This window comes from Halomonas sp. SSL-5, from assembly GCF_030708455.1.
Lineage (GTDB): Bacteria > Pseudomonadota > Gammaproteobacteria > Pseudomonadales > Halomonadaceae > Halomonas.
This window is the reverse complement of record NZ_JAUYWF010000007.1, coordinates 93,415-117,326: the sequence shown is the minus strand read 5'-3', so window position 1 is coordinate 117,326 and position 23,912 is coordinate 93,415. Positions and strand designations below refer to the sequence as shown.

Here is a 23,912-nt window from a genome sequence, read left to right as displayed (position 1 = left end):
GGCTACCCCAGGGCGACCAGTCGCCGCAGCCCCGCCGCGGAATCCGCCATGGCCAGCCAGGTCACGGCGCCGAGATTCAAGGCGACGCACCCCCAGAGGATCGTCCCGAAGGGCTGCTTACGCGTCTTGTGGCGAAACCAGCGCCGCGCCAGCAGGGCGCCGGGCCAGCCGCCCACCAGGGCGACAAGATGCAGGGTCGACTCGCGGATGCGTCGCCGATCCCGGCGCGCCGCGGCCTTGTCGATGCCATACAGGCCCAGGGCCACCAGGCTCGCCAGCAGGTAGAGACCAATCAGCAACATCATGGCACGTTCACTTCGACCGTCAGGTCGGGCGAGAACAGGGGCAAGTCGAACTCATCAGGATAACCGCCAGGGTTGGCGATGATACGCGTACCACCTGATTCGAAGTCCACCGGCTCGTGCACATGGCCATGGATCCACAGATCCATCCGGCCCATCAGCTGCGGCAGATGCGAGGCGAAGGCCGGAGAGGCCGCATCACCGCGGTAACGGGGCGGGATACACTCGGCCAGGGGCGCGTGGTGACTAATCACTACCCGCGGACCATCGAACGCCTGTGCCAGTTCCCCTTCCAGCCAGGACAGCGCCTCGGCATGCAGGCGTCGGCTCTCCGCCGGGGAGAACACCACCCCGTCGGGCTGCTCGATGATGTGGAAATCCGGCATGAAGGCCAGCACCCTCTCCTCGGTGAGTGCCGGATCGTGATCCGGCTTCCCCGCATAGAGATCGAAATCGGTCCATAGCGTGGAACCATGAAAACGCACGCCACCCAGGGTCAGGGTGCGGTTGTCGAGCAGATGGATACCGAGACGGTCTGCCTCGACCTCCAGCTCCCTGCGCAGTTGCTGCATGCTGCTCCGATAAAACTCGTGGTTGCCGGGGACATAGAGTATCGGTGTGCCGGCGAAACGCTTCGCCGCCCACTCAAGACCACGGGTCTTGCACGAGATATCGCCGGCGAGGATCACCACATCGCACGCCTTGTCCGGCAACTCTCGCTCCTTGTCGAAACATTCGAGATGCAGGTCGGAAAGTATCCTGAATCGCATGATCGGTTCCCTTTCCAGCGACCGTTCGTGGCAGTGTGATACACGCTTCGAGCAAACTCTACTGCTCATGCGGGGGCATCCGGCAGGCCCGATCGCGCTCATGCCGAATTGGCATGGCCTGGGAAGTGCGCGTCGATACCGCAGCGCAGCATCGCGTGCTATAAGGAAGGGGCTTTCCCACCCTTCCCTTCCTTCCCAGGACACACTGCCATGCCTACCGGCTGTCACCCTTCAGCCTGGCCGCGGAACCTCCGCCGGCCGGGTCTTCTGCTGTCCGTCGTTTCCGTTGCGCTGCTCGCCGGCACTCCCGCCCATGCCGCCACCGGCCCCCTGGACCTGACCGGGTCGCTTGCCGGGTTCGTGGCGGTGGCGCTATTCATCCTCGCCTATGCACTCGTCATGGGCGAGGAGAAGCTGCATATGCGCAAGTCCAAGCCGGTGCTGATCGCCGCCGGCCTGATCTGGGCGCTGATCGGCTGGGTCTATGTGCAGGCCGGCATGCCCACTGATGCCGAACATGCCTTCCGCGAGACCCTGCTCGAGTTCACCGAGCTGATGCTGTTCCTGCTGGTGGCGATGACCTACATCAACGCCATGGAGGAGCGCCGGGTGTTCGACGCCCTGCGCGCCTGGATGGTGCGCAAGGGCTTCAGCTATCGCCAGCTGTTCTGGATCACCGGCGGCCTGGCCTTCGTGATCTCCCCCATCGCCGACAACCTGACCACCGCCATGCTGATGTGCGCGGTGGTGATCAAGGTGGCCGAGGGTGACAAGCGTTTCATCAACATGGCGTGCATCAATATCGTAGTAGCGGCCAACGCCGGCGGCGCCTTCAGCCCCTTCGGCGATATCACCACCCTGATGGTGTGGCAGGCCGGCATGGTCAAGTTCTACGAGTTCTTCGCCCTGCTTGGCCCATCGCTGGTCAACTTCCTGGTACCCGCCATCGCCATGAGCCTGTTTATCGGCAATCGCACCCCGGAGGGCGTTCAGGAGGAGGTGGAACTCAAGCGTGGCGCTCGCCGCATCGTGCTGCTCTTCCTGCTGACCGTGGCTACCGCCGTGGCCTGCCACAGCCTGCTGCACCTGCCTCCGGTACTGGGCATGATGACGGGCCTGGGCTACCTGCAGTTCTTCGGCTTCTTCCTGCGCCGTACCCTGCCCCGCTCACTGGAGCGTAAGCGCGCCCGCTACACGCGCCTGGGCGACGACAAGCGCCTGGCCCAGCTGGGTAGCGTGGTGCCCTTCGATGTCTTCAACCGTGTCGCCCGGGCCGAGTGGGACACCCTGCTGTTCTTCTACGGCGTGGTCATGTGTGTGGGGGGCCTGGGGTTCATGGGCTATCTCGGCCTGCTATCCGAGGCGCTCTACACCGGCTGGGACGCCACCTGGGCCAACATCGCCCTGGGCCTGATCTCGGCGGTGGTGGACAACATCCCGGTGATGTTTGCGGTGCTGACCATGCAGCCGGAGATGTCCCACGGCCACTGGCTGCTGATCACCCTGACCGCCGGCGTCGGTGGCAGCCTGCTCTCCATCGGCTCCGCCGCCGGGGTGGCGCTGATGGGTCAGGCCCGCGGCTACTACACCTTCGCCGGCCACCTGCGCTGGGCGCCGGTGATCGCCCTGGGCTATGTCGCCAGCATCCTGGTGCACCTGTGGCTCAATGCCGGGAGCTTCCAGGTCTACGGGTAGTGCCGAAGTTGCTAACAGAAGGCCGCCTTCGGGCGGCCTTCTGCGTTGTGCAACCCGGCAGACCGCTTTGCCAAGCCCAAGAAGTGGCACTATAGTATCACTACACAGTGGATTTCGAGGATAACGCCGGTGAAAGTCGAACTGGTTACCAACCTGAAACGCCAGGCCACCCGCATTCTGGCCGAACTGCACCACTCCAAGGAGCCGGTGATGATCACCGAGCACGGCAGGCCGTCCGCCTATCTCGTCGACGTGAATGACTACGAGCTGATGCAGCGCCGAATGGCACTGCTGGAGGGACTCTCCCGAGGTGAGCGAGCGGCCCTTGAGAAACGGACGCTCACCCAGTCGGAGGCGAAGGAAAGGCTGGGCAGATGGCTGAAGTAGTTTGGACCGAGCCAGCCCTCCTCGACATGGAGGACGTCGCCGACTACATCGCCCTGGACAACCCCGCGGCCGCTCGACGGTTGGTTCATGCCATCTTTGCCGCCACCGACCGCCTGGAACGCTTCCCCCAGTCAGGCCGTGTACCACCGGAACTCTCCGACTCCGTCTACCGGGAAGTGGTCGTGACGCCATGTCGCATCTTCTATCGCCTTGATGGTGAGCGGGTCTTGATTCTGCACGTCATGCGCGAAGAGCGGCTGCTCAGGGCCTATCTATTGAAGTGATTCTCGAGGTGAACCTCATGCCCCACCCCACGCTCGGCTTCATCGGCCTCGGCCTGATGGGCGACCCCATGACCCGCCGCCTGCTCGACGCCGGCTTCGAGGTCACCGTCTGGAACCGCACACCCGCCAAGGCGGAGACGTTGGGCAGCACCGGTGCCAGGGTGGCCGGCTCCATCGGCGAGCTGGTGCAGGGTGTGGACGTGGTGATGCTCTGCCTGGCCAATACCGAGGTGGTGGAAACCGTGGTGCTCGGCGAGGGCGGCGTAGCGGAGCACGGCCGCCAGGGCCAGACCTTGATCGACTTCTCGAGCAGCGACCCCGAGGCCACCCGCGACTTCGCCACCCGGCTCGAGGCGCGGTGTGGCATGAGGTGGGTCGACTGCCCCGTCTCCGGGGGCGTGGCCGGCGCCGAGGCGGGGAGCCTGGTGATGATGGCCGGCGGCGAGGCGGCGCGGATCGACGCCCTGCGCCCGCTGCTCGCCCCGCTGGCCTCGCGGGTGACCCATATGGGCCCGGTGGGCGCTGGCCAGGTCACCAAGGTGTGCAACCAGATGGTGGTGGGCTGCCAGGCCGCAGTGCTCGCCGAGATGGTAGCCCTCGCCGAGGCCAGCGGGGTGGAGGCCGGCCGGTTGACCGAGGCGCTGGCCGGCGGCTTCGCGGACTCCACCCCCTTCCGGATCCTCACCCCGCGCATGGCGGCGAGCGACTTCGCCGACCCGCCCTGGCACCTGCGTACCCTGCTCAAGGACCTGGACATGGCGGTGGCCCAGAGCCGCCGCAGCGCCAGTGCCACCCCCATGAGTGGCCTGGCCGCCCAGCTGCTGCGCGCCCACGCCACCCGCGGCCATGCCGAACACGACCCCGCGACCCTGGTGGAGGCCTACCGCCCCGCCCGCAAGGAGAGCGACGCATGAGCGAACCTCGCGTGATCTATCTCACCGGCGGCGCCCAGGGCATCGGCCTGGGTATCGCCGAGCACCTGCTGGGCCGCGGCTACCGCGTAGCGCTGACCGATATCGACGCCGAGGCGGTGGCCGAGTGCCGCGAGCGCCTCGCACATCCCGATCGCCTGCTTGCCATGGTCTCGGACGTGCGCGACGAGCGCCAGGTGGCCGAGAGCCTCGACAGGACGGTGGCCCTCTTCGGCCGGCTCGACGGCGTGATCCACAATGCCGGCCTGGCCGGCCCCTTCCAGGGCCCGGTGGAGACGCTGACTCTCGACACCTGGCAGGCCTACCTCGACACCAACCTTACCGGGGCGATGCTCTGTGCCAAGCACGCCGCGCCCCACCTGCGCACAAGCCGCGGCGCCATCGTACTGATGGCCTCCACCCGGGCGCTGCAGTCGGAACCCGATACCGAGGCCTATGCCGCCAGCAAGGGCGGCGTGGTGGCGCTCACCCACGCCCTCGCGGTGAGCCTGGGCCCCGAGATCCGCGTCAACGCCATCAGCCCGGGGTGGATCGAGGTCGGCGACCGGCAGAAGGCGGCCAGGCGCACGCCCGTCGAGCATCGCGATATCGACCGCGACCAGCACCCGGTCGGGCGCGTGGGGCGCGTGGGGCGCCCCGAGGATATCGCCGCCATGGCGGCCTTCCTGCTCTCCGACGAGGCGGGCTTCATTACCGGCCAGAACCTGGTGGTGGACGGCGGCATGACCCGGCGGATGTTCTACGCGGAATAGTGCACCGCCAGCCAGACGGTCACCTGCTGCGGATCCGTCCACTTCACACGGTGTCGGCAGTGCGCCGGTATCGTCAGATGATCGCCAGGGCCCAGCGCGACCTCCTCCCCCGAGGCGAAAGCCAGCACCGCGCGTCCCTGCAGCACCGTGACCCACTCTTGCTGCGCCTGGTCGTACCAGTCCTCCTCCGGCGAGGTGTGGCCACGGGAGACGATGCGCTCGATGCGCACGTCCCTGCCGACCGCCAGCTCATCGAACTGCTCCGCCTCCAGGGTGAGGGGGATCGAGGCGAACAGGTTGTCGGTCATGCCGCAGGCTCCTTCTGTCTTCGTGCACCTGGTCGATATCCTAACCGACTCGCCGCCGCCGATCCGATGCCGTCAACCAGGCATTTGTCCCCGCCACTGCCCTTCCGTACACTCGTTCGAATCCCATTGACCCGCTGACGACAAGCCGAGGCAAGACTCATGGCGTTTGATTCCACTTCCACCTATGTGGCCACCGAGGCCCTCAAGCAGGCGGTCAACGCCGCCGTGACCCTGGAGCGTCCGCTGCTGATCAAGGGCGAGCCGGGCACCGGCAAGACCCTGCTCGCCGAGGAGCTGGCGGCATCATTAGGTACCGAGCTGCACACCTGGCATATCAAGTCCTCCACCAAGGCGGCCCAGGGGCTCTACGAGTACGATGCGGTGAGCCGCCTGCGCGACTCCCAACTCGGGGTCGAGGGGGTGGAGAACGTCGCCAACTACATCAAGCCCGGCAAGCTGTGGGACGCCTTCACCGCCGACGAGCGGGTGGTGCTACTGATCGACGAGATCGATAAGGCCGACATCGAATTCCCCAACGACCTGCTCCAGGAGCTGGATCGCATGGAGTTCCATGTCTACGAGACCGGCGAGACCATCCGCGCGAAACACCGCCCGATCATCGTCATCACCTCCAACAACGAGAAGGAGCTCCCCGACGCCTTCCTGCGCCGCTGCTTCTTCCACTACATCGAATTCCCCGACCGCGAGACCATGCAGGCGATCGTCGACGTGCACTTCCCCGAGATCGCCCCGAAGCTGGTCGGTGAGGCGCTGGAGGTGTTCTTCGAGCTGCGCCAGGCGCCAGGACTCAAGAAGAAGCCCTCGACCTCGGAGCTGGTGGACTGGCTGAAGCTGTTGATGGCCGACGACCTGGCCCGGGAGGCGCTCTACCAGCGCGACCCCGCCAAGGCGATCCCGCCGCTGGCCGGGGCACTGGTCAAGAACGAGCAGGATACGCAGTTACTGGAGCGGCTGGCGTTCATGATGCGCCGCCAGGGCAACCAGAGGCGCTGACCCATGTTTATCGGCCTGTTCGAGACCCTCAAGCGCGCCGGGGTGCCGGTATCGCTGCGCGAGCTGCTCGACCTCCACGCGGTGGTGGAGCGCGGCGTGGTGTTCGCCGACATGGAGGCCTTCTACCGCATCGCCCGCACCGTGATGGTCAAGGATGAGCGCCACTTCGACCGCTTCGATCGCGCCTTCGCCGCCTGGTTCGAGGGGCTCGAGAACCTCGACGCCGCCATCGAGGCGCTGATCCCCGACGACTGGCTGCGCCGGGAGTTCGAGAAGCAGCTCTCCGCGGAGGAGAAGGCGCAGATCGAGTCCCTGGGCGGGCTCGAGAAACTGATCGAGACCTTCAAGCAGCGCCTCGAGGAGCAGAAGGAGCGCCACGCCGGCGGCAACAAGTGGATCGGTACCGGCGGCACCAGCCCCTTCGGCGCTTATGGCTACAACCCCGAGGGGATCCGCGTCGGCCAGGATGGCTCACGCCACCGCCGCGCGGTGAAGGTATGGGACGAGCGCCGCTTCCGCGACTACGACGACTCCCTGGAACTGGGCACCCGCAATATCAAGATGGCGCTGCGCCGGCTGCGCAAGTTCGCCCGCCAGGGGGCGGCGGAAGAGTTCGATGTCGACGCCACCATCCGCGAGACGGCCCGGGACGCCGGCCTGCTCAACGTGCAGATGCGCCCGGAGCGCCACAATGCGGTGAAGGTGCTGCTGCTGCTCGATGTGGGCGGCTCCATGGATGACCATATCCGCACCTGCGAGGAGCTCTTCTCGGCGGCGCGCTCGGAGTTCAAGCACCTGGAGGCCTACTACTTCCATAACTGCCCCTATGAAGGGCTATGGCGCAGCAATGCCCAGAGCCATAAGCGCCGCGCCGACGAGCGCATCCCCACCCTGGATGTATTGCACACCTATGGCGATGACTACCAGGTGGTGATCGTCGGTGACGCCGCCATGTCACCGTACGAGATCACCCATCCCGGCGGCAGCGTGGAGCACTTCAACGACGAGGCCGGGGCCGTGTGGCTCAAGCGCCTGGCGGACAAGTTCCCGCGCCTGGCCTGGCTAAACCCCATGCCGCCGCGCGCCTGGGACTACACCCACTCCACCCATCTGATCCGCCAGCTGATCGATGACCGCATGTATCCCATGACCCTTGAGGGGCTGGAGAACGCCATGCGGGAGCTGGCCCGGTAGGACCATATAGCCCTCGGGGGCTATTAAGCCGCCATATCGCCCCTGGGGTATATGGCGGCATCGGTTTGCCGGGAGGGGGCTGCTTGAGGCGAGCCCGGCAGTCAGGCGCCCACGGTCTCGGCGTCCTGCTCCTGGAGGCTGCGCATATGGCCATCGCGCTCCACGGCGATATGCCACGACAGCGCCTGCTCCAGGCAGTGCGGCGTGTGACCGCCACGCCGACAGGCCTCCTCGAAATAGCGACGCAGCGCCGGGCGATAGCGCGGATCGGCACACTGCTCGATGATGCGCTCGGCGCGCTCCCGCGGCGCCAGGCCACGCAGGTCGGCCAGCCCATGCTCTGTCACCAGCACGTCAACATCATGTTCGGTGTGGTCCACGTGGCTGACGAAGGGCACCACACTTGAGAGATCGCCGCCCTTGGCCACCGACTTGGTGACGAACACCGAGAGCTGGGCGTTGCGGGCGAAGTCACCGGAACCACCGATGCCGTTCATCATCCTGGTGCCGCCCACATGGGTGGAGTTGACGTTGCCGTAGATATCCACCTCCAGCGCCGTGTTGACGGCGATGATGCCCAGACGGCGCACGATGCCCGGGTGGTTGGAGAGCTCCTGGGGGCGCAGGACCAGGCGATCGCGATAGGCATCCAGGTTCGACCAGACCCGCTCGCCACACGCCTCGGAGAGGGTGATGGAGCAGCCGGAGGCGAAGTCGAGCTTGCCGGCATCCAGCAGGTCGAAGGTGGAATCCTGCAGCACCTCGGAGTACATCGTGAGGTGCTCGAAGGGACCCTCGGCCAGCCCGCTCATAACCGCGTTGGCCATGGTGCCGATGCCGGCCTGGAGCGGCAGCAGGGAGGGGGCCAGACGCCCGGCACTCACCTCATCGGAGAAGAAGCGGATCAGGTGATCGGCGATATGTCGGGTATCGGCGTCCGGTGGCAACACCGTGGAGGGACTGTCCTTGCCCCGGGTGACGACGATGGCGGCGATCTTCTCCGGATCGATCGGTATATAGGGCGTGCCGATGCGCGAGTCCGGCGCCACCACCGGAATCGGTGGGCGCGTGGGCCGCATCTGGGGGATATAGATATCGTGCAGCCCCTCCAGCTCGGCGGGCGAGTCGAGGTTGAGCTCGATGATCACCTTGTCGGCGAGGATCGCGTAGCTGGCCGAGTTGCCTACCGAGGTGGTGGGCACGATACCGCCCTCCTCGGTGATGGCACAGGCTTCCACCACTGCCACGTCGAGCTCGGCGAGCTGGCGATTGCGCAGCAGCTCCACCGTCTCGGAGAGGTGCTGGTCGATAAACATCACCCGGCCGTCGTTGATCGCCCGGCGCAGGGTGGCGTCGACCTGGAAGGGCATGCGCCGCGACAGCACGTTGGCATCGGTGAGCAGCTTGTCCAGGTCGTTGCCCAGCGAGGCCCCGGTCATCAGGGTGATCGAGAGCGGGTCCAGGGCGGCACGCTCGGCCAGGGCCCGCGGCACCTCCTTGGCCTCTCCGGCCCGGGTGAAGCCGCTCATGCCCACCGTCATGCCATCCTCGATCAGCGCCGCGGCCTGTTCGGCGGTGCGCAGCTTGTCCTGCCAGCCGGGCCAACGGCAGCGCGCCTCGAGGGAATTCCTGTCCAGCTTGTCCAAGGTCGTCTCCTTTCACGATCGGCGGCGGGGGCCGCAGGATTAGATCACGGCATGATGATTCCATGCTTTCATTTAGCTTGCTAGACATAAGCATGATCAACTTGATTCCACTCAAGGCCTGCCAGGCTTCCGGCTCGCGGCGCGCCGGCTTTTGCCGCGCCCGTGGGTTCACCGTACAATGCCTGCATCATCGCCGCCCTTGCGGCCATCCCGTTTGACCACCGAGGACACGCCGGACCCATGCGCGCCACCCAGATGCTGATCGCCACCCTGAAGGAAACCCCCGCCGATGCGGAAGTCATCAGCCACCAGCTGATGCTGCGTTCAGGCATGATCCGCCGCCTCACCTCCGGCCTCTATACCTGGCTGCCGCTGGGGCTCAAGACCCTGCGCAAGGTGGAGCGCATCGTGCGCGAGGAGATGGATCGCGCCGGCGCCCAGGAGGTGCTGATGCCGGCGGTCCAGCCCGCCGAGCTGTGGCAGGAGTCCGGCCGCTGGGAGCAGTACGGCCCCGAGCTGCTGCGTCTCAAGGACCGCCACGATCGTGACTACTGCGTGGGCCCCACCCACGAGGAAGTGATCACCGACCTGGTGCGCAAGGAGATCTCCAGCTACAAGCAGCTGCCGACCAACTTCTACCAGATCCAGACCAAGTTCCGCGACGAGATCCGCCCGCGCTTCGGCGTGATGCGCTCTCGCGAGTTCATCATGAAGGACGCCTACTCCTTCCACGTCGATGAGGACTCCCTCAAGGAGACCTACCAGTCGATGTATGACGCCTACACGCGGATCTTCACCCGCCTAGGGCTGGATTTCCGCCCGGTGATCGCCGACAACGGCGCCATCGGCGGCACCGGCTCCCATGAGTTCCACGTGCTGGCCGACTCCGGCGAGGACGACATCGTCTTCTCCACCGGCTCCGACTACGCGGCCAATATGGAGAAGGCCGAGGCGCTGCCGGCACCGCTGGGCAGCGATGCCCGGCGCCCCACGCCCGGCGAGGAGCTGCGCCTGGTGGATACACCGGATGCCAAAACCATCGCCGCCCTGGTGGAGCAGCACGGCCTGCCCATCGAGAAGACGATCAAGACGCTGATGGTCCACGCCGCCGAGGGCGGCCTGATCGCCCTGCTGGTGCGTGGCGACCACGAGCTCAACGAGGTGAAGGCCGAGAACCTCCCCGAGGTGGCCGCCCCGCTGACCATGGCAAGCGAGGAGGAGATCCGCGCCGTGGTGGGTGCCGGCCCCGGCTCCCTGGGTCCGGTCAACCTCGACATGCCGGTGATCATCGATCGCAGCGTGGCGCTGATGGGCGACTTCGGCGCCGGCGCCAACATCGACGGCAAGCACTACTTCGGCATCAACTGGGAGCGCGATGTGGCGCTGCCCAAGGTGGCCGACATCCGCAACGTGGTGGAGGGCGACCCCTCGCCGGATGGTCAGGGCACGCTCTCCATCAAGCGTGGCATCGAGGTGGGGCACGTCTTCCAGCTGGGGCGCAAGTACAGCGAGGCGATGAACGCCACCGTGCTGGGCGACGAAGGTCGTGCCATCCATCCCTGGATGGGCTGCTATGGTATCGGGGTGACCCGCGTGGTGGCGGCTGCCATCGAGCAGAACCACGACGCCGCCGGCATCATCTGGCCCGACCCCATCGCGCCCTTCCACCTCGCGCTGGTGCCGATGAATGCCCACAAGTCGCAGCGCGTGCGCGAGGAGTCGGAGAAGCTCTACGCCGAGCTGACCGCCGCCGGCTTCGAGGTGCTGCTGGACGACCGCGACCTGCGCCCCGGCGTGAAGTTCGCCGACCACGAGCTGATGGGCCTGCCCCATCGCCTGGTGGTCGGGGATCGCGGACTGGACAAGGGTGAACTGGAATACAAGGGACGCCGTGACAGCGATGCCACCATGGTACCGGCCGGGGAGATCCTCGACTTCCTGCGCAAGACGATTCGGCTCGGCTAGTTTCACCTCGGCCAGGACGCGCCGCTTGCTTGCCGCCCTGGCGGCAAGCATCCTGCTCGCGGCGGGTGCCGAGGCCGATGAGCGAGACTTCCTTGCGTCCCTCGCGGCCGAGGGTCGATCGTTGCTGGTCCAGCCGCTGCCGGATACCCCGCATACGCTGCGCACCACCCTCGACGAGGCACTTTCCGGGTCTCGCGCCCCGGCCGAGGTGTGGGCCGCACGCCAGTGGTTCAGTGCCATGGAGCCGACGCTGTCGCGCCATGTGAAGGACCCCCTGCTGCGCAGCGAGCTGCTACGGCGGGTCTATCACGAGGCGACGCTGGCGGGGCTGCCTCCCGAGCTGGTGCTGGCCCTGATCCAGGTGGAGAGTGCCTTCCAGTTCGAGGCGGTATCCTCCGCCGGTGCGGTGGGGCTGATGCAGATCATGCCGTTCTGGATCCGGGAACTGGGCCTGCCCGCCGACGACCTCAAGGATCCGTGGCGCAACCTGCGCTATGGCTGCACGATACTCGCCCATTACCTGGCGGTAGAAGATGGCGATTTCACCCGGGCCCTGGCCCGATACAACGGCAGCCTGGGCAAGACCTGGTACCCGGAACGCGTGATGCGCGCCTGGCAGCGCCACTGGCGCCCCGTCGACGAGCGCGTCACGGTCCAGCGATAAGTGCTGCCTGCTACTCGGCGGCGGCCACCAGGCCGGCATCGGCAAGGCCTGCCAGCAGGCGACAGACATCCTCGGTGACCGACGCACGCGGCGCGCCGAAGTGCTCGGCCAACAGCTCCCCCAGCTCCTCCCCGCTGAGCGGCTCCTGACACAGCAGTCGCCACACCGCCTCGCCGGTGGCGTTCAAGCGGTGAATGGCACCGCTGGCGGGTTGAATCAGGAACAGCTCACGTCCGAGCGGGTAGCTTCTCGCCTCGTGAGTCGCCAGCCAGCGCCGCTCCGCGGGCACCGGACCGCTAAGCGGCGAGGCCTCACGCCTGGCCACCACGAACCTGTCGCTCTCCCCCTGGCCGACCTCGCTCGTTTCACCCTCGAGTACGGCGCCCAGGTGGCGGGCCGCTGCCAGCGGCTCGGCATAGCGCAGCAGCAGGCAGGGAAGGCGCTGCATCAGCGGCAGCAGGTGTGCCATCAACGATTCGGGAGCGGCATGCCGGGCAAAGTTCTGGGAGAACAGCTGCAGCAGCCCCTCTCCCGGCTGGAGCCGGACAACCTCGGGAATGCTAGCCTGGTCATCTCGCTCCAGCAGCACCAGTGCCCCCACCTGACTCGATTCCCCATGGCGAGCCAGGGAATTCCCGGCCGGCACCACGAAGCGGTAGCGGGCATCCTCGGGTCCGCCATGGGCCTCGGCGTAAGCGGCCAGTTCGGGGGCGAGCGTCTCGGGTAGCGGCAGGCGCAGACGCGGCGCCATACCCAGCCCCACGCCATCTCCTTCCCGCGTCAGGCCCAGCACATCATCGCCGAACAGCCGATACCCGGCGGCCGCGAAGGCCACCGCCAGGGTGCTCTTGCCGGCGCGGTGGCTCTCGGGAAACAGCACCAGGCGGCCACCCACCTCCACGCTGGCGCAGTGCAGGCCGAGCAGCGAGGCATCGTGTTCGAGCAGGTCGCCGCCCAGGTCCGCGATCAGGCTGCACACCGCCGAGGCCGGGGACGGCAGCTCGAGTCCGCGGGGCAGCTGGGGCGAGCGCTGCAGATAGCCTCCGCGACTGCGCCGCAGGCGGATGGCCGGTGCCAGGCCCCGGGCACGCGCGACGGAGAGTGGCCAGCCGGGCAACGCCTGGCTCAGGGCCGCGACGACCTCGGGCGCCTCCTGCACGCGCAGAATGCGTCCGAGGCCGGGCAGGGAAATATCCCGGGCCTCGACCATTACCAACGGCGATCGGGGCGACCGAAGACGATATCCTCGACGATGGTCACCGGGTCTTCACGATAATCGCGCAGCCGGCGACGGTCGTGCTCGTATTCACGCCTCGAGTAGTAGCGGTCATCCCGGCGCGAGTAATAGCGATCGTCCCGGCGATAGCGGTCGTCGTGACGATAGCGACGCTCCTGGCGGGCCCGCTCGTGCCGCCGATAGGCGCCGTCGTAGCGGCTGGGCCGGGAGCGGCTGGGGCGCGACCAGCTGGGCCGTGAGTGGCTGGGACGCGAACGGCGGCGCCCGTCCCAGGCCTGGGCCTGGCCGACGCTGAACAGCGTGGGGGCAACATAGGCACCGGCCAGTCCCACGCCGAGGGTGGCGAGGAGCCGGCGCCGACGCCGGCGATGGGTCTCGGCGGCCTCGATTTCATGATCGTGGTGTGACATGGGAACCTCCTGCGGCTCGGCGAGCAGTGTCATGCTCGAACACTGTTCATCCTAGCCACTGAGGCCGCGAGATGCCGCCGCCCAAGAGGCGTTGCCGATTTGTTCCACGGGCGTTGCCGAACCGCGACACCGGCTGATCACACGCACGAAAAAAAGGCCGACCCGTGAAGGTCGGCCCACTGGGGGGAAAGACTCCCCCCTCCCCTGACGACTCGTGCTGCGGCTGGCTTCAGTGCTTCTTGCGGTGGTCCCGCAAGATGAAGGCGATCCAGCCACCCATGAAGGCGATCATCATCGCGACGGTGACCAGCCCGAAGATTACGGCGTCATCCAGATACATGGTGGTGTCCTCCCCGACTCGATGTGTTGAGGGCACTGTAGACCGGGAAGGCAAGGGGAACCCTGACCTGAATCAAGTTACGCCCCGGGGGCTGACGAGAGAGGGAGCGTAATTGATTCAGGTCAGTTTTCACGGCAGCTTCTTGTCCTCGACCTGGGTGTGATCGGTGTCGGGGGGCAGGGGGTGGCCCTTGGCCAGCTCGGCACGAGTGGCATCACGCACCGACAGCACCTGAAGCGCATAGCGCAGGGTGTGGCCGGCCAGGGGGTGGTTGGTGTCGATCAGGACGCTGTCGTCGCGCACCTCGATGACGGTGACGATCTCGGGGCCATCATCGCCGGGGGTCTGGAAGCGCATGCCCGGCGCGAGCTCGGGTACCGGGAAGGCATCACGCCCCACCTCGCGTTGCAGCGCCTCGTCGCGCAGGCCGTAGGCCTCGGCCGGCATCAGGGTCACCGTCAGCTCGGCGCCGGCGTCCTGGCCGTCCATGGCACGCTCCAGGCCGGCGACGATGTTGTGGTGGCCATGCAGGTACTCGAGGGGCTGCTGGCGGGCGCGGGAGTCATCGAGGACCCGGCCGTCGGCATCGCTGAGGACATAGTGCAGGGTGACGACACGCTGGGGGGCAATGGTCATGCGGGTCTCCTGATTGGGGAGGGGTGGCGGGTAGATGCAGGCGGCGGTGACCGGCTCAGCTCCGGCGCAGATTGGCCACCGGCATCTCCAGGCGCTGCTGGCGATGCAGCAGGTTGAGCAGCACGATGGCGCGCTCCTCGCCCTTGTGGCTCTCGAACACCGCCTGCAGCTCCTTGAAGGGGCCGTCGGTGATCTGCACCGCCTCGCCGGCGTGGAAGTAGAGGTTGGCGTCCCGATCGCGCTCGCTGCCATTATCGCGCAGGGCGGCGATCAGGCCGTCATCCACGGCGATGGGGCTCTCGCCGAAGCCGACCAGCTTGAGCACGCCGCGGGTGGAACGGATGGGACGCCAGTTGCTCACCAACCGGTCGAGGCGGATGAACAGGTAGTAGGGAAACAGCGGCTCGGCCACCCAGGTCAGCTTGCCGCGGCGCTTCTTCTGCACCTCGAGCACCGGATGGAAGACCTCGAAACCCTGGTTGAGCAGATTCTCGGTGGCGCGGAAGGATTCGCCGCCCTTGCACTGGATCACATACCAGCGCGGCACGGCCGCATCGCCTTCCCCGCGGATCGCATCGCTCTCGTTCATGGGACTCCTGTCAGGCTGGACGCTGGTATCGCTGCCGGGGCTCTGCAACAATCGACTGCTGCCCTGTGCGACCCGTCTCGCGGGCCGGGTACCCGGCGAAAGAGGCAAGGATTCTAACACCGTTGCAAGGAGAGCCCCATGCCGACGCCTACCGTCCAGAGAAGCTGGCAAGCCTCCCTGGCGATCTACCTGCGCGCCCCCGTCCTCACCATGCTGTTCCTGGGCTTCTCGGCCGGCCTGCCCTTCCTGCTGGTGTTCTCCACGCTCTCGGCCTGGCTGCGCAGCGATGGCGTCGAGGTGGCGGCGATCGGCTTCTTCGCCTGGATCGGCATGCTCTATTCGATCAAGTTCTTCTGGGCCCCGGTGGTGGACCGCCTGCCACTGCCGCTGCTGACCCGCCGCCTCGGCCAGCGACGCGGCTGGATGCTGTTGGCCCAGGCGATGATCGTCGCCGGCCTGGTGGGGCTGGCCGGGGTCGACCCGCTGGGTCACCTGCCGCTGGTGGCCGCCTTCGCCCTGCTGGTCGCCTTCGGTAGCGCCACCCAGGACATCGCCATCGATGCCTTCCGCATCGAGTCGGCGCCCGAGGACATCCAGGCGGCCATGGCCTCCACCTATATCATCGGCTACCGCGGCGGCCTGTTGGCGGCCGGCGCCGGGGCGCTCTACGTCGCCTCCTGGCTCTCCTGGGAGGCCGCCTACCTGACCATGGCCGCGCTGGTCGGCATCGGCGTGATCACGGTGCTGGTGCGTCCCGAGCCCGAGCGCCTCTCGTTGACCAGCCAGCTGATCCACGAGCCGCGCGTGCGTGCCTTCCTGAGTGCCAGCCGCGGCAAGCCCAGGACGCTGCGGCGCCTGGGGGCCTGGATAATCGGGGCCATCGTCTGCCCCTTCACCGACTTCTTCACCCGCTATCGGCGCAAGGCCCTGTGGCTGCTGCTCTTCGTGGCGGTATTCCGCATCAGCGACCTGGCCATGGCCTCCATGGCTAACCCGCTGTATATCGACCTGGGGTTCACGCTGACCGAGATCGCCAACGTCACCAACGCCTTCGGCATCGCCATGAGCATCGCCGGTGGCATGCTGGGCGGGCTCCTGGTGGCCCGCTACGGCATCGGGCCCATCCTGGTGCTGGGCGCCACCGCGGCGGCACTCACCAACCTGCTGTTCACCGCCCTGGCGCTCACCGGCCAGAGCCTGCCGCTGCTGGTGATGGCCATCGTCGGCGATAACCTGGCCAACGGCCTGGCCAGTGCGGTGTTCATCGCCTTTCTCTCCAGCCTGACGTCGCGGGCCTATACCGCGACGCAGTATGCGCTGTTCTCGTCGCTGATGACCCTGCCCGGCAAGTTCCTGAGCGGCTTCGGTGGGCTGGTGGTCGAGGTCGAGGGCTACGCCACCTTCTTCATGATCTCCGCCATCATGGGGATTCCGGCGGTGCTGTTGGCGCTATGGATCAGCCGAGACCGGGAGCTGGTGCCCGCGCCGCAGCCGGCACCACAACCAGGGGAAACCTGAGACGCCAGGCGCGGGAACCTGCCCACAATTAGCGAGCTGCAGTGCCGTGGGAGGCCGTCTAGGCCGGGCGAATGGCGCCGCCAGGCGCCCCAACCGAACTCATTCCCGCTAGTCTGCGAGGCATCCTTTCTTAACCGTCCAGCCACGCCTGCAGCCAGGCGAGTGCCCCCGGGGTCGCCCGCCACTGGTCGCGCATCAGGGTACGATACTGCCAGGCCTCGGCGCGGCTGCCGGGTTCCGCGGGGCCATCATCGCCTCCCGGCACCGGCCGCGGGTGGTCAGCACACAGCAGTCTCAGCGCGTGGGCGTTGTGGGCATGGATCTCGTTCAGTGCCTGTGCGGCTTCCGTTGGACGGTCGAGGCGATAAAGTGCCAGGGCCCGCCCCATCAGCACGCCCAGCGCCGGCCCCTCGGCCTCGGCTTCCGGCGGCTGCTCGCTGAGCGCCAGGGCATCGCTGTCGCGACCATCCCGCAGCAGCTGGTCGAGCACCAGCTCCCGCAGCCCCAGGCTGTCATGGTCATCCAGCGCCAGCAGGCGTTCGGCCAGCCGCCGGGAACGCTCCCGGGAGCCGCGCTCCATGCCCACTACCAGCGCCAGCCCGGTGCGCAGCAGCAGGGCGTTGTCGGCGTCCTCCCAGGCCAGGGTGCCGGGGCCCTCTGCCGCCACCTGCTCGAGCCAGCGCTCCAGCCGGCTGGCCAGCGGCACGAACAGGCTGGGTGCCATCCACGGCAGGCTGCCGAAGCGGGTAGTCAGCGCCAGCGCCAGCTCCTGCATGACCGCCGGGGCATCCAGCCACTCCGGATGGCTGCACAGCTCGGGCAGCCACTCCGCGGCACTCGGCCAGGGATCGTCCTCGAGCCCCAGCGGCGAGTCGAGGACGGCCGAGACGGGGAAGACCTGGCGCCAGGCGGCGTGCAGGGTGTCCTCCCGGGCCGTGGTGCGATACTCGAGCCGGCCCTGCGGCGTGCATGACACGGCCAGGCGCGGGGCGATGGGCAGCTCCTCGAGGAGCGCCTGCAGCGAGGCCAGCGGCCCGGCCAGATCCTCCTCGGCGTTGAGCAACTGTTCGGCCAGGGTGGCACCGGGATTCTCGGCCAGGTCGGCGAGGAACTGCAGCTGGTCGGGGTCCAGGTCGCCCTGGCGCGCCAGGCGCCGGAACCAGAAGCGCGCCCGCTCGGCGGCCTCCTCCTCGTGCCCCTCGTGGAGCAGCAGCATGGCCTCGATATAGGCCAGGGTGGGCGAGTCGGGCAGCGCCTGCTGAGCGCGCACGAAGGCGGCCCGGGCGCTGTCCAGGTCGTCGTTGTCGAGGTGCATCAGGCACAGCCGCTCCAGGGCCACGCCGCGCAGGAACAGCGGACCATGCTCGAGCACGGCATCGAGGAGGCTCTCGCGCTTGCGATGGAAGCCGCGCTCCTGATAGAGGTCGATGAGGATCTCGAAGGCGGGCTCGGCCTGCTCCGGCAGCCGCGACCAGTCGCCACGCTCGAACAGCGACTCCAGTATCTGCTGGGCGCGCCCGCGCTGGCCGGTCTCGGCGGCGATCAGGCCCGCCTCGAGCAGCGCCTGGGCCGGGGCCCGGCCACTGGCCAGCGCCGCCTTGAGGGTGTCGCCCTTCCAGTCGCGCAGCGAGAGCATCCACATCAGGTGATCGGGCACCGAGCCGGGCAGCGTCACGGCGCCACAGCAGTGCTTGGTCTTGCGACCGGAGTCGCACCAGCAGGGCTCGTTACGTCCCGGGCGCGCCAACGGCTCGCAGCGGAAGTCCAGGCGCGCCAGCGGCGCCTGGGACCACAACTCCGGCGCCAACGCCTGGGCCAGCGGCAGATTGCCGCCCACCAGCGCGGGCCCCTCTTCCCGAGCCCAGGCCATCAGCGTCGGATAGCGCTCGTCCTGGCGAATCGCCTTGAGCGCTCCCGAGGCAAATCCCAGCAGCTGTTCGACCCATACCGCCAGCATTGCGCACTCCACCGTCCGGAAAACGGCACAGTCTAGCAGTCTGCGCGGGGGCTTGGCAGCCGCTAGCTGCTGCGTTCGAGCTATCCAGCTACCCGAAGCGAGAGGCGCCGGGGACAGGTCGAAGGGGAGGTCCTATGCCAGGGATGGCATCGGTAGCGCCCAGGGAAGGGTTCACAGCGCCTCCCCGAAGGCCTGTCGCCGGAACAGCCGCGAGCGTTCCTTCCACGATAACCTTGCCCGGAATAACCGCTAGGGCCTGGCCCACGCCAGCAGCGGGTCGGTGCGCGAGCGCATGTCGAGTCGGGCGCCGAGGCGAACCAGGTTCCAGTAGTGGCCGTTGAGCGTTCGCGACAGCAGCAGAGTGTCGGCGGGAGGCTGCAGGCGGTCCATGGCCGCCCACACCTTGGGCGAGAGCTCGCGCAGGCGACGATGGACCCGCACATCGCCGAAGTCCTGCTCGCCGGGGGCGAACAGCGCGGAGACCGCCTCGGCGGATTCCCGGTAGAGCGCCAGCGGCGCGCCCTGCCCCTGGCGTCCGCCCAGCGCGAGCAGCGCGCTGTCCATGGCCATCGGGTCTCCGGCCAGGGTAGCCTCGAGAAGGCGCATCATCGCCTTGAGCCGCGCCTCGGGCACGGGTATGACCGCGCCCAGATCATAGATCACCAGCCGCCCCTCGGCGTCGGCGGCGAAGTTACCGGCATGGGGGTCGGCGTGCAGCTCGCCATGGGTGAAGAGCTCCTCGGTGAGCCAGTCGGCCAGCGTCCGGGCGATGCGCTGGCGGGTGCCATCGTCGGCGGCCTCCAGCTCGCGCAGCGGGGTGCCCGGCACATGACGCATGGCCAGCACCCGCTCGCCGGAGTAGTCCGGCAGCGGCTCGGGGATCACCAGCCCCGGCCAGTCGGCGTAGCGCTCCCGATAGCGCGCCAGCGCGGCGGCCTCGGCATGGTAGTCCAGCTCACCGCGCAGGCTCGCCGCCAGTTCCTCGAACAACGCATCGAGGCGCGCCTGGGGCACCTTGAACCAGCGCCCCAGACGCATCAGACGCCTGACCTGGGCGAGGTCCCCCTCCAGCACCTCGGCCAGGCCGGGGTACTGCACCTTGAGCACCAGGGTCTCGCCGTCGCGGGTCACCGCACGATGCACCTGCCCCATGGAGGCGCTGGCGAAGGGCTTCGTTTCGACCTCACAAAACACCCCATCGATATCGCCATAGTGGTCATCCAGGGTGCGGCGTATCGATTTCCAGGGCATCGGCTCGGCCTGACGCTGCAACCGGGCCAGCTCCTCGGCGAGGTCCGGCGGCAACAGGTCATCCCACTGGGACATGATCTGGGCCAGCTTCATGGCCGGCCCCTTGAGCTCGGAGAGCCCCTCGAACAGCGCCTCGCCCAGGGCGCGCCAGTCGGCCTGACCGCCCATCCGGGTCCTCAGCAGCGCCCCGCCGGTGCGCGCCCCCAGTCCCAGCAGTCGCCTCGTCCTGCCTCTCTCACGCATCTCATGGACCCCGAAAAATAATGATACAGGAATTGTACACCATATCTGACACGTGACACCTGGCCAATCGCCACGAACACTGGAAGAATGTCCATACTTCACCGTTCCCGAGGCCGCCATGCGCCTGATCATCGCCGAGAAGCCCAGCCTGGCCCGGGCCATCGCCGACGCCCTGCCCGGCTCCCCCCGCAAGGTGGAGGGGGCGATCGCCGTGGGCGATACCACCGTGACCTGGTGCCTGGGCCACCTGCTGGAGCAGGCGCCCCCCGATGCCTATGATCCCGCCCTCAAGCAGTGGCGCCTGGATACCCTGCCGATCCTGCCCGAGCGCTGGAAGCTCGCGCCTCGCCCCAAGGCCCGCGGCCAACTGGCGGCGATTCGCAAGCTGCTCAAGACGGCCGACGAGGTGGTGCACGCCGGGGACCCCGACCGCGAGGGTCAGCTGCTGGTCCAGGAGGTGATCGAGTACCTCGGCTGGAAGGGCAGGGTATCCCGACTGCTGGTCAGCGACCTCAACCGCCCCGCGGTGCAGCGGGCGCTTGCACGCCTGGAGGACAACGGTCGCTACCAGCCGCTCTACCGCGCCGCCGAGTCCCGCTCCCGCGCCGACTGGTTGTACGGCATCAACCTGACCCGGGCCTGGACGCTGACCGGTCGCCAGGCCGGCCATGATGGTGTGCTCTCGGTGGGCCGCGTGCAGACGCCGGTGCTGGGCCTGGTGGTGCGCCGCGATGCCGAGATCCGCGACTTCACGCCCCGGCCCTTCTTCGTGCTGTGGGCCGACCTCGCGGTGGCGCACGGTGAGCTGCGCGCCTGGTGGGCCCCCGGGGAGCACCATCCGCTCGACGACCAGGGGCGCCTGCTGGCCCGGGAGCCCGCCGCGACCCTGGCCGAGCGCCTGCCGGGGGCCGAGGGCCGACTGGAGTCCCTGGAGACCCAGCAGAAGCGCCAGGCCGCCCCCCTGCCCTACTCGCTGTCGGCGCTGCAGGTCGACGCCGCCAGGCGCTACGGCATCTCCGCCAAGGTGGTACTGGACACCTGCCAGGCGCTCTACGAACGCCACCAGCTGATCACCTACCCGCGCTCCGACTGCCGCTACCTGCCCGAGGAGCACTTCGCCGCCGCCCGCAGCACTCTGCAGAGCGCCTGCCGGGACGATGAGACCCTGCGCGGGTGGCTTTCCGGCGCCGACTTCTCGCGTCGCTCCAGGGCCTGGAACGACGCCAAGGTGGGCGCCCACCACGCCCTGGCGCCCACCGGGCGTCCCATGGACCCGACGCGGCTCTCGGCCACCGAGGCCAATGTCTTCCGGCTGATCGCCCGCAACGTGCTGGCCCAGTTCTACCCCGCGCTCTCCACCCGCGAGGTGAAGGCCGAGTTCCGCATCCTCGAGGAGACCTTTCGCGCCCGGGGCCAGGAGATCCTCGACCCGGGCTGGAAACCGCTGTTCACCACCCGCGACGAGGCGCCGCCGCTGCCGCCCCTCACCGAGGGCGAGGGGTGTCGTGTAAAAGAGGCCGGCGTGGAGGATCGCGAGACCCGCCCGCCCGAACCCTTCAACGACGCCAGCCTGATCAAGGCGATGATGAACATCGGCCGCTACGTGGACGACCCCGCCGTCAGGCGCACCCTGCGCGAGCACGACGGCCTGGGCACCGAGGCGACCCGGGCCGGCATCCTCGAGACCCTGGTGGAGCGCGGCTATCTGGTACGCCAGGGCAAGGCGCTGCGCGCCACCCGCCTGGGCAGTGCACTGATCGCCTCGCTGCCCGAGGCGGTCGGCCGCCCCGAGCGCACCGCGCTATGGGAGCAGAGACTCACCGCCATCGCCGAGGAGGCCGCCGCGCCCGCCCCCTTCCTCGAGTCGCTGGTAGCCGACCTGCGTGCGCTGCTCGGCGCCGCGGATGCCGGTCGCCTGCGCCAGGCGCTGCATAACGCCGAGGGCGAGGAGGCCAAGATACCCCAGCGGGCGTCTCGGCGTCGGAGTCCCGGTCGCTCGGCACCCAAGGGCAGCAAGCGCCGCGCGCCGCGACGCCGCAAGGAGGGCAGCTGATGGCCCGTCTGAACCACTGGATCGTCGGCCCTGGGGCCATCGGCCGCCTGCTCGCCCTGCGCCTGGTCCAGCACGGCCAGCGGGTGACGCTGATCGGCCGCCGCCACTTGCCCAGCCGCCAGACCCTTGTCACACCCGAGGGTGAAGCGTCGAGCCTCGAGGTCACCACCCGGACCAGCCCGCCCCAGGGTTCCCCGGACATCGTTCACCTGACCACCAAGGCCTACGCCGCCGAGGCGGCCTATGCGGCCCTGGCCGGGCACCTTCCTGCGCATACCCCGCTGGTGCTGTGGCAGAACGGCTTTCACTCCCAGCCGCGGCTAAGCGCGCGTCACCCGGGTCCGGTGCTCTGCGCCACCACCACCGAAGGCGCCTATGTGGAAGCGGATGACCGGGTGGTTCACGCCGGGCATGGCGACACCGCCATCGGCAGCCTGGACGGCGGCCATGCTGCCCTCGCCGAATCACTGGCCGGCGTGTTGAGCGAGGCCGGCCTTCGCTCCGCGGCGGTGCCGGACATCCGGTGCCGGCTATGGCAGAAGCTCGCCGTCAACGCCGCCATCAACCCGTTGGTCGCACGCTACCGGATTCGCAATGGCGAGCTGCGCGATGCCCCCTACCGTGCCGAGGTGGAGGCGATCATCGCCGAGGTGGCAGGGGTGATGGCCGCCGAAGGGGTCACCCCAGCGGAGGGCGAGGGCCTGGCGGGCTGGCGGGCGCTGGTCTGGAAGGTGGTGGCGGCCACCGCCGATAACCGCGCCTCGATGCTTCAGGATGTGCTGGCGGGGCGCCCCACCGAGCACGAGGCCATCCTGGGGCCTCTGGTGTCCGCCGCCGCCCGCCACGGCCTGGCCACGCCGCGTCTGGCTGCCCTCCTTGCCGCCATGGCCGGGGCCGAGCGCCGATAACTCGGGCACCCACGCGGGCGTTTCTAGCCGGCAATGCCACCTCCGGGAGCCTGGATTCACGCGCCAATAGCTGGCAGATCTCGAGGCGGCTTGCTAGCCTAGAGGGATCTCATCGCTACTCGCCCTGCGGCTTGTCCCTTCGGGTCAGGCCGTAGCGCAAGGACAGGGACACATGACATCCCGTCACACCATCGCCGTGCTGCTGGCCTGCCTTGCCCTCGCCGTGTCGCAGGGGGCGGCCGCCGCCGAGGGAGGCCTCGACGACGACATTGCCAGGGACGAGATTGCCAGCAAGGCCAAGCGAGCCGATAGCGAAAGCCCCGCCTACGCCGGTCACCCGCAAGACCTGATGCGCCTGGACAACGGCGTCACCATCGACGGCCAGGACATCGAAACCCCCGATGGCTATACCTCCGGCTTTCGCCTGATCGCCGGCTTCAGTCCCTTCCGGCTGCCCAGGCTCGATCTCGCTGCCGAATTCAGCTACCGCGAGAGCGACGAAGTGCCCACCCGCCTCGGCGACCAGCAGCTGCTGGTCAATACCGTCAGCCTCGGCGGCAGCCTTGTGGCGGGCGTGCGTCTGGGCCGCTTCGGCCTCTATGCCAAGTCCGGCCTGGTCGGCTGGGAGGGAGATGCCGTGATTCCCCGCGGCGATTTCGATGAGGCCGGCACCACCCGGGTGCGGGGCTTCGGTGCCCGGCTGCAGTTCCCTGGCTTCACCAGCCGCCTGGAGGTCGAGGAGTACGACGCCCCGGACATGGCCCACCTCAACCTGCTGACCGCCTCGATCAATATTCCCTTCTAAGAGCGCGGCCACGCCGCTTCAAGGCGCAAGGCGCAAGGCGCAAGGCGCAAGG

The 23,912-nt window shown here is 68.2% G+C and carries 24 protein-coding genes; 13 read left to right on the top strand and 11 right to left on the bottom strand.

The window, feature by feature from the left end; all coding sequences use genetic code 11:
* Positions 1-2 precede the first annotated feature (2 nt).
* Together RAN53_RS09880 and RAN53_RS09875 are read right to left on the bottom strand one after the other, a co-directional pair.
* The gene (locus tag RAN53_RS09880) at positions 3-305 is read right to left on the bottom strand and encodes a DUF1294 domain-containing protein (RefSeq protein ID WP_305796651.1); all 303 of its coding nucleotides are present in this window, start codon (positions 303-305) and stop codon (positions 3-5) included.
* Positions 302-1,141 carry a metallophosphoesterase gene (locus RAN53_RS09875; RefSeq protein WP_321169818.1) on the bottom strand — a complete coding sequence of 280 codons (840 nt, stop codon included), beginning with the start codon at positions 1,139-1,141 and terminating at the stop codon, positions 302-304. The genes RAN53_RS09880 and RAN53_RS09875 overlap by 4 nt, the downstream gene beginning before the upstream one ends.
* A 141-nt stretch (positions 1,142-1,282) precedes the next feature.
* Between RAN53_RS09875 and nhaD the strand changes: the two genes are divergently transcribed.
* The 5 genes from nhaD to RAN53_RS09850 all read left to right on the top strand — a co-directional run bounded on the left by nhaD (position 1,283) and on the right by RAN53_RS09850 (position 5,122).
* Positions 1,283-2,767: a sodium:proton antiporter NhaD gene (nhaD, locus tag RAN53_RS09870; RefSeq protein ID WP_305796650.1), complete on the top strand. Its 1,485-nt coding sequence runs from the start codon at positions 1,283-1,285 to the stop codon at positions 2,765-2,767.
* Positions 2,768-2,896: 129 nt separating this feature from the next.
* Positions 2,897-3,154 (top strand): type II toxin-antitoxin system Phd/YefM family antitoxin, encoded by a 258-nt coding sequence (locus tag RAN53_RS09865; protein WP_305796649.1) that lies wholly within the window; start codon positions 2,897-2,899, stop codon positions 3,152-3,154.
* On the top strand, positions 3,142-3,438 hold the full coding sequence (locus tag RAN53_RS09860; protein ID WP_305796648.1) for a type II toxin-antitoxin system RelE/ParE family toxin: 297 nt from the start codon (positions 3,142-3,144) through the stop codon (positions 3,436-3,438). Before RAN53_RS09865 ends, RAN53_RS09860 begins: the two co-directional genes overlap by 13 nt.
* Positions 3,439-3,455: 17 nt before the next feature.
* The gene (locus RAN53_RS09855; RefSeq protein ID WP_305796647.1) at positions 3,456-4,352 is read left to right on the top strand and encodes an NAD(P)-dependent oxidoreductase; all 897 of its coding nucleotides are present in this window, start codon (positions 3,456-3,458) and stop codon (positions 4,350-4,352) included.
* Positions 4,349-5,122: an SDR family oxidoreductase gene (locus tag RAN53_RS09850; protein WP_305796646.1), complete on the top strand. Its 774-nt coding sequence runs from the start codon at positions 4,349-4,351 to the stop codon at positions 5,120-5,122. The genes RAN53_RS09855 and RAN53_RS09850 overlap by 4 nt, the downstream gene beginning before the upstream one ends.
* Here the strand turns inward: RAN53_RS09850 and RAN53_RS09845 are convergent.
* Positions 5,110-5,430 carry a cupin domain-containing protein gene (locus tag RAN53_RS09845; RefSeq protein ID WP_305796645.1) on the bottom strand — a complete coding sequence of 107 codons (321 nt, stop codon included), beginning with the start codon at positions 5,428-5,430 and terminating at the stop codon, positions 5,110-5,112. The genes RAN53_RS09850 and RAN53_RS09845 overlap by 13 nt on opposite strands.
* A 159-nt stretch (positions 5,431-5,589) precedes the next feature.
* On the opposite strand from RAN53_RS09845, the gene RAN53_RS09840 reads away from it, so the two are divergent.
* The gene (locus RAN53_RS09840) at positions 5,590-6,444 is read left to right on the top strand and encodes an AAA family ATPase (protein WP_213313138.1); all 855 of its coding nucleotides are present in this window, start codon (positions 5,590-5,592) and stop codon (positions 6,442-6,444) included.
* A gap of 3 nt (positions 6,445-6,447) precedes the next feature.
* The gene (locus RAN53_RS09835; RefSeq protein WP_305796644.1) at positions 6,448-7,638 is read left to right on the top strand and encodes a vWA domain-containing protein; all 1,191 of its coding nucleotides are present in this window, start codon (positions 6,448-6,450) and stop codon (positions 7,636-7,638) included.
* A 101-nt stretch (positions 7,639-7,739) separates the two neighbouring features.
* Here RAN53_RS09835 and RAN53_RS09830 read toward each other — a convergent pair whose 3' ends face one another.
* Complete coding sequence (locus tag RAN53_RS09830) at positions 7,740-9,284, bottom strand: acetyl-CoA hydrolase/transferase family protein (protein ID WP_305796643.1); 1,545 nt, start codon at positions 9,282-9,284, stop codon at positions 7,740-7,742.
* A gap of 240 nt (positions 9,285-9,524) precedes the next feature.
* Here RAN53_RS09830 and RAN53_RS09825 point away from each other — a divergent pair, with 240 nt between their 5' ends.
* Together RAN53_RS09825 and RAN53_RS09820 are read left to right on the top strand one after the other, a co-directional pair.
* Positions 9,525-11,249 (top strand): proline--tRNA ligase, encoded by a 1,725-nt coding sequence (locus RAN53_RS09825; RefSeq protein ID WP_305796642.1) that lies wholly within the window; start codon positions 9,525-9,527, stop codon positions 11,247-11,249.
* Between the two features lie 25 nt (positions 11,250-11,274).
* A complete protein-coding gene (locus tag RAN53_RS09820; RefSeq protein ID WP_305796641.1) occupies positions 11,275-11,913 on the top strand; it encodes a lytic transglycosylase domain-containing protein in 639 nt (212 codons plus the stop codon).
* A 10-nt stretch (positions 11,914-11,923) separates the two neighbouring features.
* Here RAN53_RS09820 and RAN53_RS09815 read toward each other — a convergent pair whose 3' ends face one another.
* The 5 genes from RAN53_RS09815 to rfaH all read right to left on the bottom strand — a co-directional run bounded on the left by RAN53_RS09815 (position 11,924) and on the right by rfaH (position 15,125).
* A complete protein-coding gene (locus RAN53_RS09815) occupies positions 11,924-13,123 on the bottom strand; it encodes a PqqD family peptide modification chaperone (protein WP_305796640.1) in 1,200 nt (399 codons plus the stop codon).
* On the bottom strand, positions 13,123-13,560 hold the full coding sequence (locus RAN53_RS09810) for a hypothetical protein (protein WP_305796639.1): 438 nt from the start codon (positions 13,558-13,560) through the stop codon (positions 13,123-13,125). Before RAN53_RS09810 ends, RAN53_RS09815 begins: the two co-directional genes overlap by 1 nt.
* Before the next feature lie 229 nt (positions 13,561-13,789).
* A complete protein-coding gene (gene ccoM, locus RAN53_RS09805; protein ID WP_305796638.1) occupies positions 13,790-13,900 on the bottom strand; it encodes a cytochrome c oxidase subunit CcoM in 111 nt (36 codons plus the stop codon).
* A 129-nt stretch (positions 13,901-14,029) separates the two neighbouring features.
* A complete protein-coding gene (locus tag RAN53_RS09800) occupies positions 14,030-14,536 on the bottom strand; it encodes an FKBP-type peptidyl-prolyl cis-trans isomerase (protein WP_305796637.1) in 507 nt (168 codons plus the stop codon).
* A 55-nt stretch (positions 14,537-14,591) separates the two neighbouring features.
* Positions 14,592-15,125: a transcription/translation regulatory transformer protein RfaH gene (gene rfaH / locus RAN53_RS09795; protein ID WP_305796636.1), complete on the bottom strand. Its 534-nt coding sequence runs from the start codon at positions 15,123-15,125 to the stop codon at positions 14,592-14,594.
* 138 nt (positions 15,126-15,263) lie between these two features.
* Here rfaH and RAN53_RS09790 point away from each other — a divergent pair, with 138 nt between their 5' ends.
* Positions 15,264-16,643, top strand: coding sequence for an AmpG family muropeptide MFS transporter (locus tag RAN53_RS09790; protein WP_305796635.1), 1,380 nt, complete (start codon positions 15,264-15,266; stop codon positions 16,641-16,643).
* Between the two features lie 130 nt (positions 16,644-16,773).
* On the opposite strand, the gene RAN53_RS09785 is transcribed toward RAN53_RS09790, so the two are convergent.
* Positions 16,774-18,600, bottom strand: a complete 1,827-nt coding sequence (locus tag RAN53_RS09785) for an SEC-C domain-containing protein (protein ID WP_305796634.1) — start codon at positions 18,598-18,600, stop codon at positions 16,774-16,776.
* A gap of 249 nt (positions 18,601-18,849) precedes the next feature.
* Positions 18,850-20,094, bottom strand: a complete 1,245-nt coding sequence (locus RAN53_RS09780) for an ABC1 kinase family protein (RefSeq protein WP_305796633.1) — start codon at positions 20,092-20,094, stop codon at positions 18,850-18,852.
* Positions 20,095-20,212: 118 nt separating this feature from the next.
* Between RAN53_RS09780 and RAN53_RS09775 the strand changes: the two genes are divergently transcribed.
* The 3 genes from RAN53_RS09775 (at position 20,213) to RAN53_RS09765 (ending at position 23,860) form a co-directional block, all read left to right on the top strand.
* Positions 20,213-22,147, top strand: a complete 1,935-nt coding sequence (locus RAN53_RS09775; RefSeq protein ID WP_305796632.1) for a DNA topoisomerase III — start codon at positions 20,213-20,215, stop codon at positions 22,145-22,147.
* Complete coding sequence (locus tag RAN53_RS09770) at positions 22,147-23,055, top strand: ketopantoate reductase family protein (RefSeq protein WP_305796631.1); 909 nt, start codon at positions 22,147-22,149, stop codon at positions 23,053-23,055. The genes RAN53_RS09775 and RAN53_RS09770 overlap by 1 nt, the downstream gene beginning before the upstream one ends.
* A 172-nt stretch (positions 23,056-23,227) precedes the next feature.
* Positions 23,228-23,860, top strand: a complete 633-nt coding sequence (locus RAN53_RS09765) for a hypothetical protein (protein WP_305796630.1) — start codon at positions 23,228-23,230, stop codon at positions 23,858-23,860.
* Positions 23,861-23,912 lie beyond the last annotated feature (52 nt).

What these genes read in the sequence shown, in the direction of transcription:
- RAN53_RS09880 (WP_305796651.1), bottom strand. Translation starts at nt 305, where the DNA reads ATGATGTTGCTGATTGGTCTCTACCTGCTGGCGAGCCTGGTGGCCCTG.
- RAN53_RS09875 (WP_321169818.1), bottom strand. Translation starts at nt 1,141, where the DNA reads ATGAGCAGTAGAGTTTGCTCGAAGCGTGTATCACACTGCCACGAACGG.
- nhaD (WP_305796650.1), top strand. Translation starts at nt 1,283, where the DNA reads ATGCCTACCGGCTGTCACCCTTCAGCCTGGCCGCGGAACCTCCGCCGG.
- RAN53_RS09860 (WP_305796648.1), top strand. Translation starts at nt 3,142, where the DNA reads ATGGCTGAAGTAGTTTGGACCGAGCCAGCCCTCCTCGACATGGAGGAC.
- RAN53_RS09855 (WP_305796647.1), top strand. Translation starts at nt 3,456, where the DNA reads ATGCCCCACCCCACGCTCGGCTTCATCGGCCTCGGCCTGATGGGCGAC.
- RAN53_RS09850 (WP_305796646.1), top strand. Translation starts at nt 4,349, where the DNA reads ATGAGCGAACCTCGCGTGATCTATCTCACCGGCGGCGCCCAGGGCATC.
- RAN53_RS09845 (WP_305796645.1), bottom strand. Translation starts at nt 5,430, where the DNA reads ATGACCGACAACCTGTTCGCCTCGATCCCCCTCACCCTGGAGGCGGAG.
- RAN53_RS09840 (WP_213313138.1), top strand. Translation starts at nt 5,590, where the DNA reads ATGGCGTTTGATTCCACTTCCACCTATGTGGCCACCGAGGCCCTCAAG.
- RAN53_RS09835 (WP_305796644.1), top strand. Translation starts at nt 6,448, where the DNA reads ATGTTTATCGGCCTGTTCGAGACCCTCAAGCGCGCCGGGGTGCCGGTA.
- RAN53_RS09825 (WP_305796642.1), top strand. Translation starts at nt 9,525, where the DNA reads ATGCGCGCCACCCAGATGCTGATCGCCACCCTGAAGGAAACCCCCGCC.
- RAN53_RS09815 (WP_305796640.1), bottom strand. Translation starts at nt 13,123, where the DNA reads ATGGTCGAGGCCCGGGATATTTCCCTGCCCGGCCTCGGACGCATTCTG.
- RAN53_RS09810 (WP_305796639.1), bottom strand. Translation starts at nt 13,560, where the DNA reads ATGTCACACCACGATCATGAAATCGAGGCCGCCGAGACCCATCGCCGG.
- ccoM (WP_305796638.1), bottom strand. Translation starts at nt 13,900, where the DNA reads ATGTATCTGGATGACGCCGTAATCTTCGGGCTGGTCACCGTCGCGATG.
- RAN53_RS09800 (WP_305796637.1), bottom strand. Translation starts at nt 14,536, where the DNA reads ATGACCATTGCCCCCCAGCGTGTCGTCACCCTGCACTATGTCCTCAGC.
- rfaH (WP_305796636.1), bottom strand. Translation starts at nt 15,125, where the DNA reads ATGAACGAGAGCGATGCGATCCGCGGGGAAGGCGATGCGGCCGTGCCG.
- RAN53_RS09790 (WP_305796635.1), top strand. Translation starts at nt 15,264, where the DNA reads ATGCCGACGCCTACCGTCCAGAGAAGCTGGCAAGCCTCCCTGGCGATC.
- RAN53_RS09785 (WP_305796634.1), bottom strand. Translation starts at nt 18,600, where the DNA reads ATGCTGGCGGTATGGGTCGAACAGCTGCTGGGATTTGCCTCGGGAGCG.
- RAN53_RS09780 (WP_305796633.1), bottom strand. Translation starts at nt 20,094, where the DNA reads ATGCGTGAGAGAGGCAGGACGAGGCGACTGCTGGGACTGGGGGCGCGC.
- RAN53_RS09775 (WP_305796632.1), top strand. Translation starts at nt 20,213, where the DNA reads ATGCGCCTGATCATCGCCGAGAAGCCCAGCCTGGCCCGGGCCATCGCC.
- RAN53_RS09770 (WP_305796631.1), top strand. Translation starts at nt 22,147, where the DNA reads ATGGCCCGTCTGAACCACTGGATCGTCGGCCCTGGGGCCATCGGCCGC.
- RAN53_RS09765 (WP_305796630.1), top strand. Translation starts at nt 23,228, where the DNA reads ATGACATCCCGTCACACCATCGCCGTGCTGCTGGCCTGCCTTGCCCTC.